13 protein-coding genes are annotated in these 12739 nt (G+C 74.5%); 4 read left to right on the forward strand and 9 right to left on the reverse strand.

The genetic code is table 11. The features are described from left to right. Positions 1-164: 164 nt before the first annotated feature. On the reverse strand, positions 165-1175 hold the full coding sequence (locus ACFVDM_RS21965) for a hypothetical protein (protein ID WP_383642466.1): 1011 nt from the start codon (positions 1173-1175) through the stop codon (positions 165-167). 77 nt (positions 1176-1252) lie between these two features. On the opposite strand from ACFVDM_RS21965, the gene ACFVDM_RS21970 reads away from it, so the two are divergent. Together ACFVDM_RS21970 and ACFVDM_RS21975 are read left to right on the forward strand one after the other, a co-directional pair. After that, positions 1253-3700 (forward strand): helicase C-terminal domain-containing protein, encoded by a 2448-nt coding sequence (locus ACFVDM_RS21970; RefSeq protein WP_383642469.1) that lies wholly within the window; start codon positions 1253-1255, stop codon positions 3698-3700. 74 nt (positions 3701-3774) lie between these two features. Then, complete coding sequence (locus ACFVDM_RS21975; RefSeq protein ID WP_383642472.1) at positions 3775-4323, forward strand: hypothetical protein; 549 nt, start codon at positions 3775-3777, stop codon at positions 4321-4323. Positions 4324-4363: 40 nt separating this feature from the next. On the opposite strand, the gene ACFVDM_RS21980 is transcribed toward ACFVDM_RS21975, so the two are convergent. Genes ACFVDM_RS21980 through ACFVDM_RS21990 form a run of 3 tightly spaced genes read right to left on the reverse strand, consistent with a single transcriptional unit; the run spans position 4364 to position 7283 of the window. Continuing rightward, entirely contained in the window at positions 4364-5197 is an 834-nt protein-coding gene (locus tag ACFVDM_RS21980) for an ABC transporter ATP-binding protein (RefSeq protein ID WP_383642475.1), read from the reverse strand. Next, positions 5194-6276, reverse strand: coding sequence for a FecCD family ABC transporter permease (locus tag ACFVDM_RS21985; protein WP_383642478.1), 1083 nt, complete (start codon positions 6274-6276; stop codon positions 5194-5196). Before ACFVDM_RS21985 ends, ACFVDM_RS21980 begins: the two co-directional genes overlap by 4 nt. Continuing rightward, on the reverse strand, positions 6273-7283 hold the full coding sequence (locus ACFVDM_RS21990; protein WP_383642480.1) for a FecCD family ABC transporter permease: 1011 nt from the start codon (positions 7281-7283) through the stop codon (positions 6273-6275). The genes ACFVDM_RS21985 and ACFVDM_RS21990 overlap by 4 nt, the downstream gene beginning before the upstream one ends. A 119-nt stretch (positions 7284-7402) precedes the next feature. Between ACFVDM_RS21990 and ACFVDM_RS21995 the strand changes: the two genes are divergently transcribed. Further along, on the forward strand, positions 7403-8020 hold the full coding sequence (locus ACFVDM_RS21995; protein WP_383642483.1) for an HAD family hydrolase: 618 nt from the start codon (positions 7403-7405) through the stop codon (positions 8018-8020). An 8-nt stretch (positions 8021-8028) separates the two neighbouring features. Here ACFVDM_RS21995 and ACFVDM_RS22000 read toward each other — a convergent pair whose 3' ends face one another. Beyond that, positions 8029-8268 carry a hypothetical protein gene (locus ACFVDM_RS22000; RefSeq protein WP_383642486.1) on the reverse strand — a complete coding sequence of 80 codons (240 nt, stop codon included), beginning with the start codon at positions 8266-8268 and terminating at the stop codon, positions 8029-8031. Between the two features lie 163 nt (positions 8269-8431). Here ACFVDM_RS22000 and ACFVDM_RS22005 point away from each other — a divergent pair, with 163 nt between their 5' ends. After that, positions 8432-8815, forward strand: coding sequence for a cold-shock protein (locus tag ACFVDM_RS22005; protein WP_383642489.1), 384 nt, complete (start codon positions 8432-8434; stop codon positions 8813-8815). Between the two features lie 69 nt (positions 8816-8884). On the opposite strand, the gene ACFVDM_RS22010 is transcribed toward ACFVDM_RS22005, so the two are convergent. From ACFVDM_RS22010 to ACFVDM_RS22025, 4 genes are read right to left on the reverse strand one after another with little or no spacing between them, the layout of a single operon-like run. Next, positions 8885-9742, reverse strand: a complete 858-nt coding sequence (locus ACFVDM_RS22010; RefSeq protein ID WP_383642492.1) for a 1,4-dihydroxy-6-naphthoate synthase — start codon at positions 9740-9742, stop codon at positions 8885-8887. Next, a complete protein-coding gene (locus ACFVDM_RS22015) occupies positions 9723-10427 on the reverse strand; it encodes a futalosine hydrolase (protein ID WP_383642495.1) in 705 nt (234 codons plus the stop codon). Before ACFVDM_RS22015 ends, ACFVDM_RS22010 begins: the two co-directional genes overlap by 20 nt. 27 nt (positions 10428-10454) lie before the next feature. Beyond that, positions 10455-10934 carry a DUF2771 domain-containing protein gene (locus ACFVDM_RS22020; protein ID WP_383642498.1) on the reverse strand — a complete coding sequence of 160 codons (480 nt, stop codon included), beginning with the start codon at positions 10932-10934 and terminating at the stop codon, positions 10455-10457. A gap of 27 nt (positions 10935-10961) precedes the next feature. Beyond that, positions 10962-12407: an MFS transporter gene (locus ACFVDM_RS22025; RefSeq protein ID WP_383642501.1), complete on the reverse strand. Its 1446-nt coding sequence runs from the start codon at positions 12405-12407 to the stop codon at positions 10962-10964. Positions 12408-12739: the final 332 nt, after the last annotated feature.

Raw genomic sequence — 12739 nt, forward strand, 5'->3', positions numbered from 1 at the left:
CCGGGTGGGGGCGTGCAGGGGTGTCCCCGCAGGAAATGGCGTACGACCCGGGTCCCTCGCGTACCGGGGTGAACACGCCATTTCTGAGGAGTCACCCCGGAGGGACCCCGCCCCCACCCACCGGACAACGGCGCACCCCGCACCCCCGAAGGGCACCCGCACGCTCAGGACCCGCGCGGCCCCCGCGACCGCATCAGGAGGTACGCGGCGGAGGCCAGGGCCGCGGCGCGGAGGGCCCAGGGGGCGGTGTCGCCGAGCGCCGGGCCCATGGCGCCCTCGGCGATGGGGGCGCCCCAGTGGCGGTTGAGGCGGCCCCACAGCCAGACGAGCGCGGCGGCGGCGACCACGCCGGGGAGGCCCATGACCGCCCAGTTGGACTGGGACTTGGAGAGGGTGCGGGTGATGTAGGCGAGGCCCCAGCCGGCCGCGAGGGCCACGAGGCCCTGGATGCCCTGGAGGACGGCGCCGGCGGCGAGGAGGAGGGCGGCGAGGAGGAGGACGGGGTGGGCGAAGCCGCGGCCGGGGGCGTCCTCCTGGGGGCGGCGGCGCCGGAGCCGGGGGAGACGGCGGCGGCGCCGTACGGCGGGGGCGTCGGGTTCCTCGGGGGCGTCCTCGGCGGCGGGTTCGTCCGCGTCCGGGGAGCCGTCCGGCTCCTCGTCGGGCTCGTCGGGCCGGGGCGGCTTCAGGACTTCGGGGATCTCGACGCCGCCGGTGAACCCGGGGACGTCGGACCGGGAGCCGAACTCGCCGAAGTCGCCGAAGCGCCCGGGTGCGACGCTCCACCACTCCGGGCCCTCCTCGGAGGACCCGAGCTCGTCGGTGCCGGCCCGGTGCGGTGCGGAGGCGCCGGGTTCGGCGCGCCGGGGGGCGGGGATGCCGTCCGCGCGGCCGGCGGGGGCGGGCGCCTCGTCCGGCGGCGCGCCCGGCAGGGACGGTGCGCCGTCGGGCGACGCGGCCGCCGCGGCGACGAGTTCGTCGGGGCTGCCGAGGCGTCCGATGATGCGGCGCACCGCGGCCGGCGAGTCCGCGGACTGCTTCACCCGCTGCCGGTCGATCTCGCCCCGGAGGGCCGAGACGAGCCTCATCCGGGTGCCGGAGGAAAGCTGTTGCTGCTGGGCCAGGTCGCCGACCCGGCTCAGGTAGTCGTAGACCAGCTGGTCGCTCTCGATCCCCACGCGATCGTTCCCCTCTGCCCGCGCCTGCACCGACGGTAGCGCCCTCGGGCCTGTCCGGAGCGACTACCGTGGGACGGATGGGGACGACCACACCACCGCGGACGCTCGCCGAGGCGCTCCGCGCCCGGGACGACGAGTCACTGGCCGGGCTGCTGCGCGCCCGTCCCGATCTCCTCAGCCCCGTGCCGGGCGACATCACGCAGCTCGCGACGCGCGCGGGCACCCGTGCGTCGGTCGTGCGGGCGCTGGAGCGCCTGGACCGGTTCGCGCTGCAGACGGCGGAGGCCCTGGCGGTGGCCCCGGACCCGGCCCCGTACGACACGCTGCTCGGGCTGATGACGGGCGACGGGCGGGACGACGGGGAGCACCGGGGCGACGCGGGCGCGGCGATCGTCAAGGCGCTGCCGGGGGCCGTGGCGGCGTTGCGGGAGCAGGCGCTGGTGTGGGGGGAGGACGACCGGCTGCGGCTGGTGCGGACGGCCCGGGAGTTGCTGGCGCCCTCGCCGCAGCATCCGTCGCCCACCGGTCTCGGGCCGACGGTCGCGGAGGCGACGGCGGGCATGTCGCCGGGCCGGCTCCAGGAGATCCTGGCGGCGGCGGGGCTGCCCGCGACGCATGATCCGGTGTCGGCGGTGGGCGCGCTGGCGGGTCTGTTCACGGACCGGGCGCGGATGGGGGAGCTGCTGGACACGGCGCCGGTGGAGGCGCTGGCGGTGCTGGACCGGCTGGTGTGGGGGCCGCCGTACGGCGAGGTGACGCCGAATCCGACCGCGCCGGTGACCTGGCTGCGGGACCGGGGGCTGCTGCTGCCGGTGTCGACGCGGACGGTGGTGCTGCCGCGCGAGGCGGCGCTGCATCTGCGGGCCGGGCGGGCGCACCGGACGCCGGAGCCGGAGCCGCCGGTGGTGGCGGCCGTGGCCCAACGGGATCCACAGGCTGTGGACGGCGCGGCGGCCGGGCAGGCGTTTCTCGCGGTGTCCACGGTCGAGGAGCTGCTGAAGGGCTGGAACGGCGGCGGGCCCGCCGTGCTGCGGGCCGGCGGGCTGAGCGTCCGGGAGCTGAAGCGGACGGCCGTCGCGCTGGACGTCTCGGAGCCGGTCGCCGCGTTCTGGGTGGAGCTGGCGTACGCGGCCGGGCTGCTGGCCTCGGACGGCGAGGCGGACGAGCGGTACGCGCCGACGCCGGCGTACGACGACTGGGCCGAGGGGCCCGCCGAGGACCGCTGGGCGGTGCTCGCGGCGGCCTGGCTGGCGGCGACCCGCACCGCGGGGCTGGTCGGCGGGCAGGACGCCAAGGGCCGTGCGCTGTCGGCGCTGGGCCCGGAGCTGGACCGGTCCGCAGCGCCCGAGGTCCGGCTGCGGGTGCTGACGCTGCTGGGCGACCTGCCGGCCGGCACCGCACCGGATCCGGAGACCGTGCTGGCCCGGCTCCGCTGGGAGCGCCCGCTGCGAGGGGCCACCGCCCAGGACAGCGCGGACCTGCGGTCCCGGCTGGCCCTGTGGACGCTCAACGAGTCGGAACTGCTGGGCATCACGGGCCGGGGCGCGCTCGCCGCGCCGGCCCGCGCGCTGCTCGCCGAGGGTCCGGACGCGGCGGCGGCCCGGCTCGCCCCGCTGCTGCCCGAGCCGCTCGACCACATCCTGCTCCAGGCGGACCTGACGGCCGTCGCCCCGGGGCCGCTGGTGCGCCCGCTGGCGGAGGCCCTGGCGGTGCTGGCGGACATCGAGTCCAAGGGCGGTGCGACGGTCTACCGCTTCACACCGGGCTCGGTGCGCCGTGCCCTGGACGCGGGGCAGTCCGCCGCCGATCTGCACGCCTTCCTGGCCGCGCACGCCCGCACCCCGGTGCCGCAGCCGCTGAGCTATCTGATCGACGACGTCGCCCGCCGCCACGGCCATCTGCGGATCGGGGCGGCCTCCTCGTACGTGCGCTGCGACGACGAGGCGGTCCTCAACGAGATCCTGGCCGACAAGCGCGCGGCCGGACTGCGGCTGCGCCGCCTCGCCCCGACGGTCCTGGCCGCGCAGGTGGACCCGGCGTCGCTGCTCGACGGCCTGCGCGAGATGGGCTACGCCCCGGCGGCGGAGTCCGCCGACGGCAGCGTGCTGATCACCCGCGCGGGCGCCCGCCGCACCCCGCCGCGCACCGCCCCGGCCCCGGTCCCCGAGGGCCCGCCCGTCCCGGACGCCACGCTCCTCGGTGCGGCGGTCCGGGCGATCCGGGCCGGGGACACGGCCGCCACGGTCGTCCACAAGGAAACCGGCCCGGCCACCCCGGCCGGCACCCTTCCCCGTACGACCTCCGCCGAGACTCTGGCCACCGTCCAGGCGGCCGCGATGACGGGCTCCGCCCTCTGGATCGGCTACGTCAACGCGGACGGCGCCGCGAGCCAGCGGGTGATCGCCCCGGTGCGGGTGGAGGGCGGCTTCGTGACGGCGTACGACCACACGGCGGACGAGGTCCGCACGTACCCCCTGCACCGCATCACGGGCGTCGCGGAGCTGGCGGACGACCAGACCGTGTGAGCTCCCGCGAACCGGGGACGGAGCCCGCCCCCGACGGGCAGACTTGGCGTGTCCACGATTCTGGGGGAGATGCCATGCGACGCACCGACGCGGCCCGGCAACTGGGCGGTTTCGTCCGTGAGCACCGGACGGACGGCGGCAGACGGCTGGTGCAGGCCTGGGTGTCGATCGGCGTGGGGGCGGTGGGCCTGGCGTTCGGGATACCGGTGACCACGGCGACCATCGGTTCGACCGACGGCGCCCCGGAGCTGGCGGGGCTGCTCCTCGGGGTCGGCCTGGCGGGGTGCGGTCTGGGGATCTGGCGGCTGGTCCAGGGCTTCCGTACGCGGGAGCAGTCCTTCGACATCCACGAGCGGGGTATGACCCACCGGGTCGCGGGCAGGGCGAAGCTGATCCCGTGGGAGGACATCGCCTCGGTCGGCGCCCACGGCGACGACGGCCGGCCCCTGGCCGAGGCGCGCGGGATGGGCTTCGGCTGTCAGATCAAGCTGCGCGACGGCGGGCTCATCAAGATCGACACGTTCACCGTGGACGCCCGCGAACTGGCGGTGACCGTCCACACCGCCGTCCACCTGGGCCGCAACCCGGTGGGCCGGGGCTACCGCCGCCGGGACGCCGACTAGGGACGACGCCCGCAGGGGAAGCCGCCCGCCGGGGCGCCCGCTACGGCCGCCAGGGCGGTCCCGGGACGACCAGCGGGGAGCCCGTCACCGGGTCCGGGACGATGACCGCGTCCAGGCCGAAGACCTCGCGGACCAGGTCGGCGGTGACGATGTCGCCGGGGGCGCCCTCGGCGACGATGCGGCCGGACTTCATGGCGACCAGGTGGTCGGCGTAGCGGGCGGCCTGGTTGAGGTCGTGGAGGACGGTGACGACGGTCCGGCCGCGGGTGCCGTCGGCGGCGGGTGCGGCGAGCCGGCGGACCAGGTCGAGGACCTCCACCTGGTGGGCGATGTCGAGATAGGTGGTCGGCTCGTCGAGGAGCAGCAGATCGGTGTCCTGGGCGAGGGCCATGGCGATCCAGACGCGCTGGCGCTGCCCGCCGGAGAGTTCGTCGACGGAACGGGAACCGAGCCCGGTGATGTCGGTGCGCTCCATGGCCTCGGTCACGGCCCGCTCGTCCTCCTGGGACCACTGCTGCCACCAGTGCTGGTGGGGCTGGCGGCCGCGCGCCACGAGGTCGGAGACGGTGATGGCCTCGGGGGCCACCGGGGTCTGCGGGAGCAGCCCGATGGACTGGGCGATCTTCCGGGTGGGGATCCTGGAGAGTTCGGTGCCGTCGAGGAGGACGGCGCCGCCGCGCGGCTTGAGGAGTCGGCCGAGCGCGCGCAGGGTGGTGGACTTGCCGCAGGCGTTCGGCCCGACGATGACGGTGACCCGGCCGTCGGGGACGGTGAGGTCGAGTTCGTGGACGACGGTGCGGTCCTCGTACGCGAGGGTCAGCGCCCGCGCGCCCAGCCGGCTGGTCACGGCGTCCGTCTTCTCGGTCGTGGTCATGCCTTGCCTCCCCTGCGGCCACCGTGACCGCGGATGATCAGCCAGATCAGGTACGGGGCGCCGACCGCCGCCGTCAGGACGCCCACCGGCAGTTCGGTGGGGGAGAACAGCTTGCGGGCCAGCAGGTCCGCGAGGACGACGATCACCGCGCCCAGGAGGGCCGAGCAGAACAGCGGGATCTGCGCGGTCCGGGTCATGCGGCGGGCGATCTGCGGGGCCAGCAGGGCGACGAAGTCGACGGGCCCGGCCGTGCCCGTGGCCACGGACGCGAGGATCACGCCGAGGGCGACGAGCCCGAGCCGTACCCGCCCGAGCCGGACGCCCAGCGCGGTCGCCGTGTCGTCGTCCATGGAGACGGTGCGCTGGGCGCGCGCCGCCCACAGGACGGCGGGCAGCAGGACGAGCAGCGTCCAGCCGATCGGCGCGGCCTCGGGGTAGCCGCGCCCGTTGAGCGAGCCGGTCATCCAGATCTGGGCCTGCTGGGCGACGAGGTAGTCGCCCTTGGTGAGGAAGAGCGTGGTCACCGAGCGCAGGGCGATGGCGAAGCCGATGCCGATGAGGACGAAGCGGGTGGCGTGCAGTCCGCCGCGCCAGGCGAAGGCGTAGACGAGGGCGGCGGCGGCGACCCCGCCGATCACCGAGAGGTACGGCAGCACGGTGTACGAGGTGATGCCGAAGGTCATCGCGCCGACGGTGAGCGCGCCCGCGCCCTGGCTGATGCCGATGATGTCGGGGCTGGCGAGCGGGTTGCGGGCGACGGTCTGGATGAGCGCTCCGGCGATGCCGAAGGCGAGTCCGACGAGGAGGCCGACGGTCATCCGGGGCAGCCGCAGCGTGCCGACGACGAGTTCGTCGGGGGAGGGGCGGCCGAGGACGACGTTCACGACCTCGGAGGGGGCGACGAAGCTCTCGCCGACGCAGAGGTAGGCGACGCAGACGGCGGCGAGGACGACGAGGAGCGAGACGGCGACGACGGTGGCCCTGCGGTGCAGCAGGAACCGTCCGCGGGAGCCGACGCGGACGAGGCCGTAGCCGGCGGGCCGTACGGCCGCGGGGGCGGTGTCGACGGGGGCGGTCACGCGGGCACCGCCTTCCGGCGGACGAGCGTGACCAGGAACGGCACGCCGATCAGTGCGGTCATGACCCCGGCGGGGACCTCGCTCGGCGGGAACAGGATCCGGCCGATCACATCGGAGACGAGCAGCATCACGGGTCCGATCAGGGCGGCCATCGGCAGCACCCAGCGGTGGTCGCTGCCGACGATCGCGCGGGCGATGTGCGGGACGGCCAGGCCGATGAAGGCGATCGGCCCGGCGGCGGCGACCCCGATCCCGGTGAGGACGGTGGCGCCGACGCCGCCGACGATCCGTACGGTCGCGACCTTCTGGCCGAGCCCCTTGGCCATGTCCTCGCCGAGGGCGAGGGCGTCCAGACCGCGGGCGACGCTGAGCACGAGCACCGTTCCGGCGAGCAGGAAGGGCCAGATCTGCTGGGCGACGTCGGCCTCGCGGCCGGCGATGGAGCCGACCTGCCAGAAGCGGAACTCGTCGAGGGCGGAGGCCTTGGTGGTCAGGACGGCCATGGTCACGGAGACCAGCAGCGCGTTGATCGCGGCGCCGCCGAGGGCGAGTTTGACCGGGGTGGCGCCGCCGCGTCCGCTGGAGGCGATGGCGTACACCGCGACGGAGGCGACCGCGGCGCCCGCGAAGCCGAACCAGACGTATCCGGTGAGCGTGTGGACGCCCGCGTACGCGATGGCCAGGACGACGCCGACGGACGCGCCCTGGCTGATGCCGAGGATGCCGGGGTCGGCGATGGGGTTGCGGGTGATGCCCTGGAGGACGGTCCCGGCGAGGGCCAGCGCGGCGCCGACCATCAGACCGATGAGGGTGCGGGGCACCCGCATGTTCCGGATGACCTCGGCGGCGTCGGAGTGGCCGCCGTGCAGCAGGGCGTCCAGGACCTCGGACGGGGGTATGGAACGCGCCCCCACGGCCAGGCTGAGCAGGACGGCTATCAGCAGCGCCACGACGGCCGCCGCCGTCGCGAGAGCGCGTCTGGAACGGCGTGGTGCGGCGGCTGACATCGGACCTCATCGGCGAACGGTGAAAAGTTAGGCTTGGCTAGCCTATGCGCACCCGGTCCGGGGGTCTCCGGCGGCACATCCCCTGGGACCGCCCCGTTCGCCTCGGCACAATGGGTTCCATGGCTTCGCACGCACTGACGGTCGGCTTCGACCTGGACATGACGCTCATCGACTCCCGTCCCGGTATCGGGGCCGTCTACCGGGAGCTCGCCGCCGAAACGGGGGCCGCCATCGACATCGATCTCGTGGTCGGCCGGCTGGGCCCGCCCCTCCAGGACGAGCTGGCGAACTGGTTCCCGCCGGCCGAGGTGCCCGCCATGGTGGACCGGTACCGCGAGATCTATCCCACATACGCGATAGCCGCCTCCCTCGCGATGCCCGGCGCCCGGGAGTCCGTCGACGCGGTCCGCGCCCTGGGCGGCCGGACGATGGTCGTCAGCGCGAAGTACGAGCCGAGCGTGAAGCTCCACCTCACCCACCTGGGCATCGAACCGGACGTGATCGTCGGCGGGCTCTGGGCCGAGGCGAAGGCGGAGGCGCTGCGCGAGCACGGTGCGACGGTCTACGTCGGTGACCACACCGGCGACGTACGCGGCGCGCGGACCGCGCGGGCCCTCTCCGTCGCGGTGACGACGGGCCCCTGCGACGCGGCCGAACTGCGCGCGGCCGGCGCGGACGCGGTCCTGCCGTCGCTGACGGAGTTCCCCGCCTGGCTGCGCGCCCACGTGGAGGGCTAGCTGTCGCGTTATCGCGTCCTGTTCGCCACCGCCGAGCGGACCACGCCCGCCGCGGCGATCAGGAAGCCCACGCCCATCAGCATGCACACGGCGTACGCGACGGACGGGAACGGATCCGTCCCCAGGAACAGCGGGGCGACCGTGACCAGCGTGGCCACGGCACCGACGAAGAAGACGATCGCGCCGACCCGGACGAGGAGGTCGCCCGCTCCGGTGGGGGAGGGCTCGGCGGTGGGAGAAGTACTCATCCCGCCAGGGTAGTTCTTTCAGGACACCAGTCCGGATGACCAGGCTTGACGGCGGGTACTTCACCTGTGGAGGCTTCTGCCAGCAGGGGAAGCACGACCACAGGACGGCCTGACCTGCTGAGGCTTCGTTCCGGCATTTACGGGTTGAGATGGGGTGCGTGCTTTGCCGACTGGCAAGGTCAAGTGGTTCAACAGCGAGAAGGGCTTCGGCTTCCTCTCCCGCGACGACGGCAGCGATGTCTTCGTCCACTCGTCCGTGCTTCCCGACGGAGTCGACGCACTCAAGCCCGGTCAGCGCGTGGAGTTCGGCGTCGTCGCCGGACAACGCGGTGACCAGGCACTCTCCGTGGCGATCCTCGATCCCACCCCGTCCGTCGCCGCCGCCCAGCGCCGCAAGCCGGACGAGCTGGCGTCGATCGTCCAGGACCTGACGACCGTCCTGGAGAACATCACGCCGATGCTGGAGCGCGGCCGCTACCCCGACAAGGCCGCCGGCACCAAGATCGCCGGCCTGCTGCGGGCCGTGGCGGACCAGCTCGACGTCTGACCGGCCACCCGTTGGGGTGATACGCGGTACGGACGGCCCGGGGGGCGCCCGTACCGCGTCCGCACGCCGTCAGCCGAACGACAGTGCGTCCGGTCCCAGCGCCGGGACCAGGCCCTCCGCCGCCGCGCGGGTCAGCAGACCGCGGACCGCCGCGTAGCCGTCCTCGCCGAGGTCGGCGGTGAACTCGTTGACGTAGAGGCCGATGTGCTGGTCGGCGACGGCCGGGTCCATCTCCTGGGCGTGCTCCAGGACGTAGGGCCGGGAGGCCTCCGGGTCGTCCCACGCCATGCGCACCGAGGCGCGCGCGGATTCGGCCAGCCGCTTCAGGGTGTCCGCGCCCAGCGAGCGCTTGGCGATGATCGCGCCGAGCGGGATCGGCAGGCCGGTGGTGTCCTCCCAGTGCCGGCCCATGTCGGCCAGATTGTGCAGACCGTAGTTCTGGTATGTGAAGCGGGCCTCGTGGATGACGAGACCGGCGTCGACCTTGCCGTCCCGTACCGCCGGCATGATCTCGTCGAACGGCATGACGACGATCTCGCCCACCCCGCCCGGCACGACCTCCGCCGCCCAGAGGCGGAAGAGCAGATACGCCGTGGAGCGCTCGCTGGGCACGGCGACCGTCCGGCCCGTCAGATCGGTGCCCGGCTCACGGGTCAGGACCAGCGGACCGCAGCCCCGGCCCAGCGCCCCGCCGCACGGCAGCAGCGCGTAGTCGTCGAGGACGTACGGCAGCACCGCGTACGACACCTTCAGCACGTCCAGCTCGCCGCGCTCGGCCATGCCGTTGGTGAGGTCGATGTCCGCGAAGGTGACGTCGAGCGCGGGCGCGTCCGGGACCCGGCCGTGCGCCCAGGCGTCGAAGACGAAGGTGTCGTTCGGGCAGGGCGAGAAGGCGATCCGCAGCGGGTCAGGAATCGGTTCGGTCATGGTGCGTCCAGCCTTCCAGTACGGGGGTGAGCGTGCCGAACGCCCCGGTGAGCGCGGCCAGCGCGTCACCGATGCGCCAGGCGTCGCGGTCGCGCGGGCCGACGGCGTTCGAGACGGCCCGCAGCTCCAGCACGGGCAGGTCCAGCCGGGCGGCGGCCTCCGCCACGCCGAAGCCCTCCATGGCCTCGGCCAGCGCGTCCGGGTGCGCGGCGAGCAGACCGGCGGCGCGCTCGGCGCTGCCGGTGACGGTGGAGACGGTGAGGACCTCCCCGGTCGCGGCCCCGCTCGCGGCGGCCACCGCCCGGACCAGGGAGCGCGGCGGGAGGTGGTGCGAGCGGCCGAAGCCCAGCTCCGTGACCGGCAGGAACCCGTCCGGCGTCTCGGCGCCCAGGTCGGCCGCGACGATCCGGGAGGCCACCACGAGGGAGCCGACGGGCGCGGCCGGTGCGAAACCGCCGCCGATCCCCGCCGAGACCACCAGGTCGTACCGCCCGGCCGCCAGGGCGAACGCGGCCGAGGCCGCCGCGGCCGCCGGGCCCGCCTCGCCCGCCAGGACGTCGAACGGGCCCGCCCGGTGGATCTCCGCCCCGGGTATCCGGTGGACGGCCGGCTCCGCACCGCCCCGGAACGCACGCGTGACCGCGTCCCGTTCCACCGGGACAGCGGTCACGACGAGCACACGCACGGGGGACCCTCCGAGGTCAGGAGGGGGTCAGTCGGTCTTTTCGAGCTTGAAGTGCCAGATGCCGGTGAGCTTCTTGCCCTTGGTCTCGACGATGCTGATCTGCGTCGAGCTCGTGGTCTCGCCGGTCTGGCTGGAGAAGAAGGCGCTGCCCGGGATGGACCGGTAGGTCTTCTTGTACGGCTCCTGCTCGGCCTGCTGGCCGTTGATGAACAGGGTCCAGCCGTTGTCCGCGATCTCCGGGTCGACGCCGAAGCGGACCTTGTCGTCCATCGCGACCTTGACGGTCTTCTCGGCCTTCTTGTTCAGGCAGCCCTGGATCAGCGACTCCTTCAGGGCGTCGCCGTCGTTGTAGCAGGCGGCCTCGGAACTCACCGAGTTGTCGCCGACCGTCACGGTGGCGAGCGGCGTCGGCTTGTCGCAGGCGGAGAGGACGAGGAGTCCCGCGGACACGGCACCAAGAGCGACGCCGATTCGACGGCCCTTACCGGAGAAGAACGCAACGGTCATGGGCCGAAGGCTATCGGTCGCTCCCGCTCACGCCACGCGGGGGTGCGGCGAGCCGCGCCGCGCGGCGCCCAGCAGACCCCGTACGGACGCCGCCGCGCCCAGCGCGAGGATGCCCGCGGCGACCGACATGCCCAGTACGCCGTTGAGGGGGAGGGAGATGCCGATCGCCCCGCCCACCACCCATGACATCTGGAGCAGCGTCTCCGACCGGGCGAAGGCGGAGGTCCGCACCTCCTCCGGCACATCGCGCTGGATCATCGCGTCCAGCGACAGCTTGGACAGCGCCTGGGTGAACCCGGCCGTGGCGGCCAGCGCGGCGACCAGGGCGGTGCTGAAGAACGCGGCGGCCAGCACCGCGACGGTCAGCGCCAGGCCCAGCACCGAGGCGACGATGACCTCGGGGCCGCGAGCCCGCAGCCAGGAGCCGACCGCCGTCCCCAGCGCGTTCCCGACCCCGGCCGCCACCCCGACGATCCCCAGCGAGATCGCGGCACTCTGCCCGGAGAGCGGATGCTCGCGCAGCAGGAACGCCAGGAAGAAGATCAGGAAGCCGGAGAGCGCCCGGTGCGCGGCGTTGGCCTGGAGGCCGTGCAGGACGGACGGGCCGACGGTCCGCAGCCCCGGCCGCTTCTCGCCGTTCCGCTTCTCCTTGGACTTCTTCTCCTGGGGCTTCCGCTCCTTCGGCCGGCCGGTCTCCGCCGTACGGGCCGGGGCGGGCCGGTGCGTCAGGCTGTGCGGCAGCACCAGCCGGGCCCGGCGCTCGCCCTTCGCCGAGTCCACCTTGGGCGGCAGCGTGAACGCCAGGGCCGCGCCGCCGACGAAGATCGCGCAGGCCCCGTACAGCGGCCACGGCGGCCCGATGGTCTGGAGCCCCGCCCCGATCGGCGCGGCCGCCCCGGTGGCCAGCAGCCCGGCGAGGGTGACCCGCGAGTTCGCCTTCACCAGCGAGAAGCGGGGTGGCAGCAGCCGGGGGACGACGGCGCTGCGCACCACCCCGTACGCCTTGGAGCAGACGAGCACGCCCAGCGCCGCCGGATACAGCTCCAGGCCGCCGGTGGCCACCGCACCCGACATGGTGATCGCCAGCACCGCGCGGGCCAGCATGGAGCCCGCCATGGCCGCCCGCCGGCCGTGCGGCAGATGGTCCAGGAGCGGACCGATCACCGGGGCGAGCAGGATGAACGGCGCCATGGTGACCGCCAGGTACAGCGCGACCCGGCCGCGCGCCTGGTCCGTCGGCACGGAGAAGAACACCGTGGAGGCGAGCGCGACCGTGATCATCACGTCGCCCGCGCCGTTCACCGCGTGCAGTTCGATCAGCTTGCCGAGGCCGGATTCGCCCGCCCCGTGCGCGTGCGTCGCCCTGCGGATGGAGCGCGCGGTCCGGGTGAACGGGGCCCTCAGGGCACGCCCGACCGCCCGCCCCGCCCTGCGGAGCGGACCGGAGTCGTCGTGCGACCTGGCGGAAGCCACCTGGTCATAGTGCCCCAGTCCCCGCCGTCACGAACCGGGATCGCGGTGGGGCGCGGTGCGGATGGCCCCGTCGGATCAGTGACCGGGCAGGTGGCGGGGGGTGCGGACGGTTCCGGCGGGGCGGCGCGGCGGGGGTGGCGGAGGGGGCACGGGGGGCGGATACGGCGTCGTTTGGGACGGGCAGGTGGGCGGGGAGCGGCGGAGAGGGTAGCGTGCGTAGCGCGCCACCGGCGGTTTCCTCCCGGCCGCGCGCCTCTCGGCGATCCCGCAGAATGGGTCGCGGAAGGTGCGCCCGGGTCAGGCACCTCGGATGCGGACGTCGACGCGGCCCC

Origin of the sequence: Streptomyces sp. NPDC057682 (assembly GCF_042799575.1) — a bacterium.
Classification (GTDB): Bacteria; Actinomycetota; Actinomycetes; order Streptomycetales; family Streptomycetaceae; genus Streptomyces.

What these genes read in the sequence shown, in the direction of transcription:
- ACFVDM_RS21970 (WP_383642469.1), top strand. Translation starts at nt 1,253, where the DNA reads ATGGGGACGACCACACCACCGCGGACGCTCGCCGAGGCGCTCCGCGCC.
- ACFVDM_RS21975 (WP_383642472.1), top strand. Translation starts at nt 3,775, where the DNA reads ATGCGACGCACCGACGCGGCCCGGCAACTGGGCGGTTTCGTCCGTGAG.
- ACFVDM_RS21980 (WP_383642475.1), bottom strand. Translation starts at nt 5,197, where the DNA reads ATGACCACGACCGAGAAGACGGACGCCGTGACCAGCCGGCTGGGCGCG.
- ACFVDM_RS21990 (WP_383642480.1), bottom strand. Translation starts at nt 7,283, where the DNA reads ATGTCAGCCGCCGCACCACGCCGTTCCAGACGCGCTCTCGCGACGGCG.
- ACFVDM_RS21995 (WP_383642483.1), top strand. Translation starts at nt 7,403, where the DNA reads ATGGCTTCGCACGCACTGACGGTCGGCTTCGACCTGGACATGACGCTC.
- ACFVDM_RS22000 (WP_383642486.1), bottom strand. Translation starts at nt 8,268, where the DNA reads ATGAGTACTTCTCCCACCGCCGAGCCCTCCCCCACCGGAGCGGGCGAC.
- ACFVDM_RS22010 (WP_383642492.1), bottom strand. Translation starts at nt 9,742, where the DNA reads ATGACCGAACCGATTCCTGACCCGCTGCGGATCGCCTTCTCGCCCTGC.
- ACFVDM_RS22020 (WP_383642498.1), bottom strand. Translation starts at nt 10,934, where the DNA reads ATGACCGTTGCGTTCTTCTCCGGTAAGGGCCGTCGAATCGGCGTCGCT.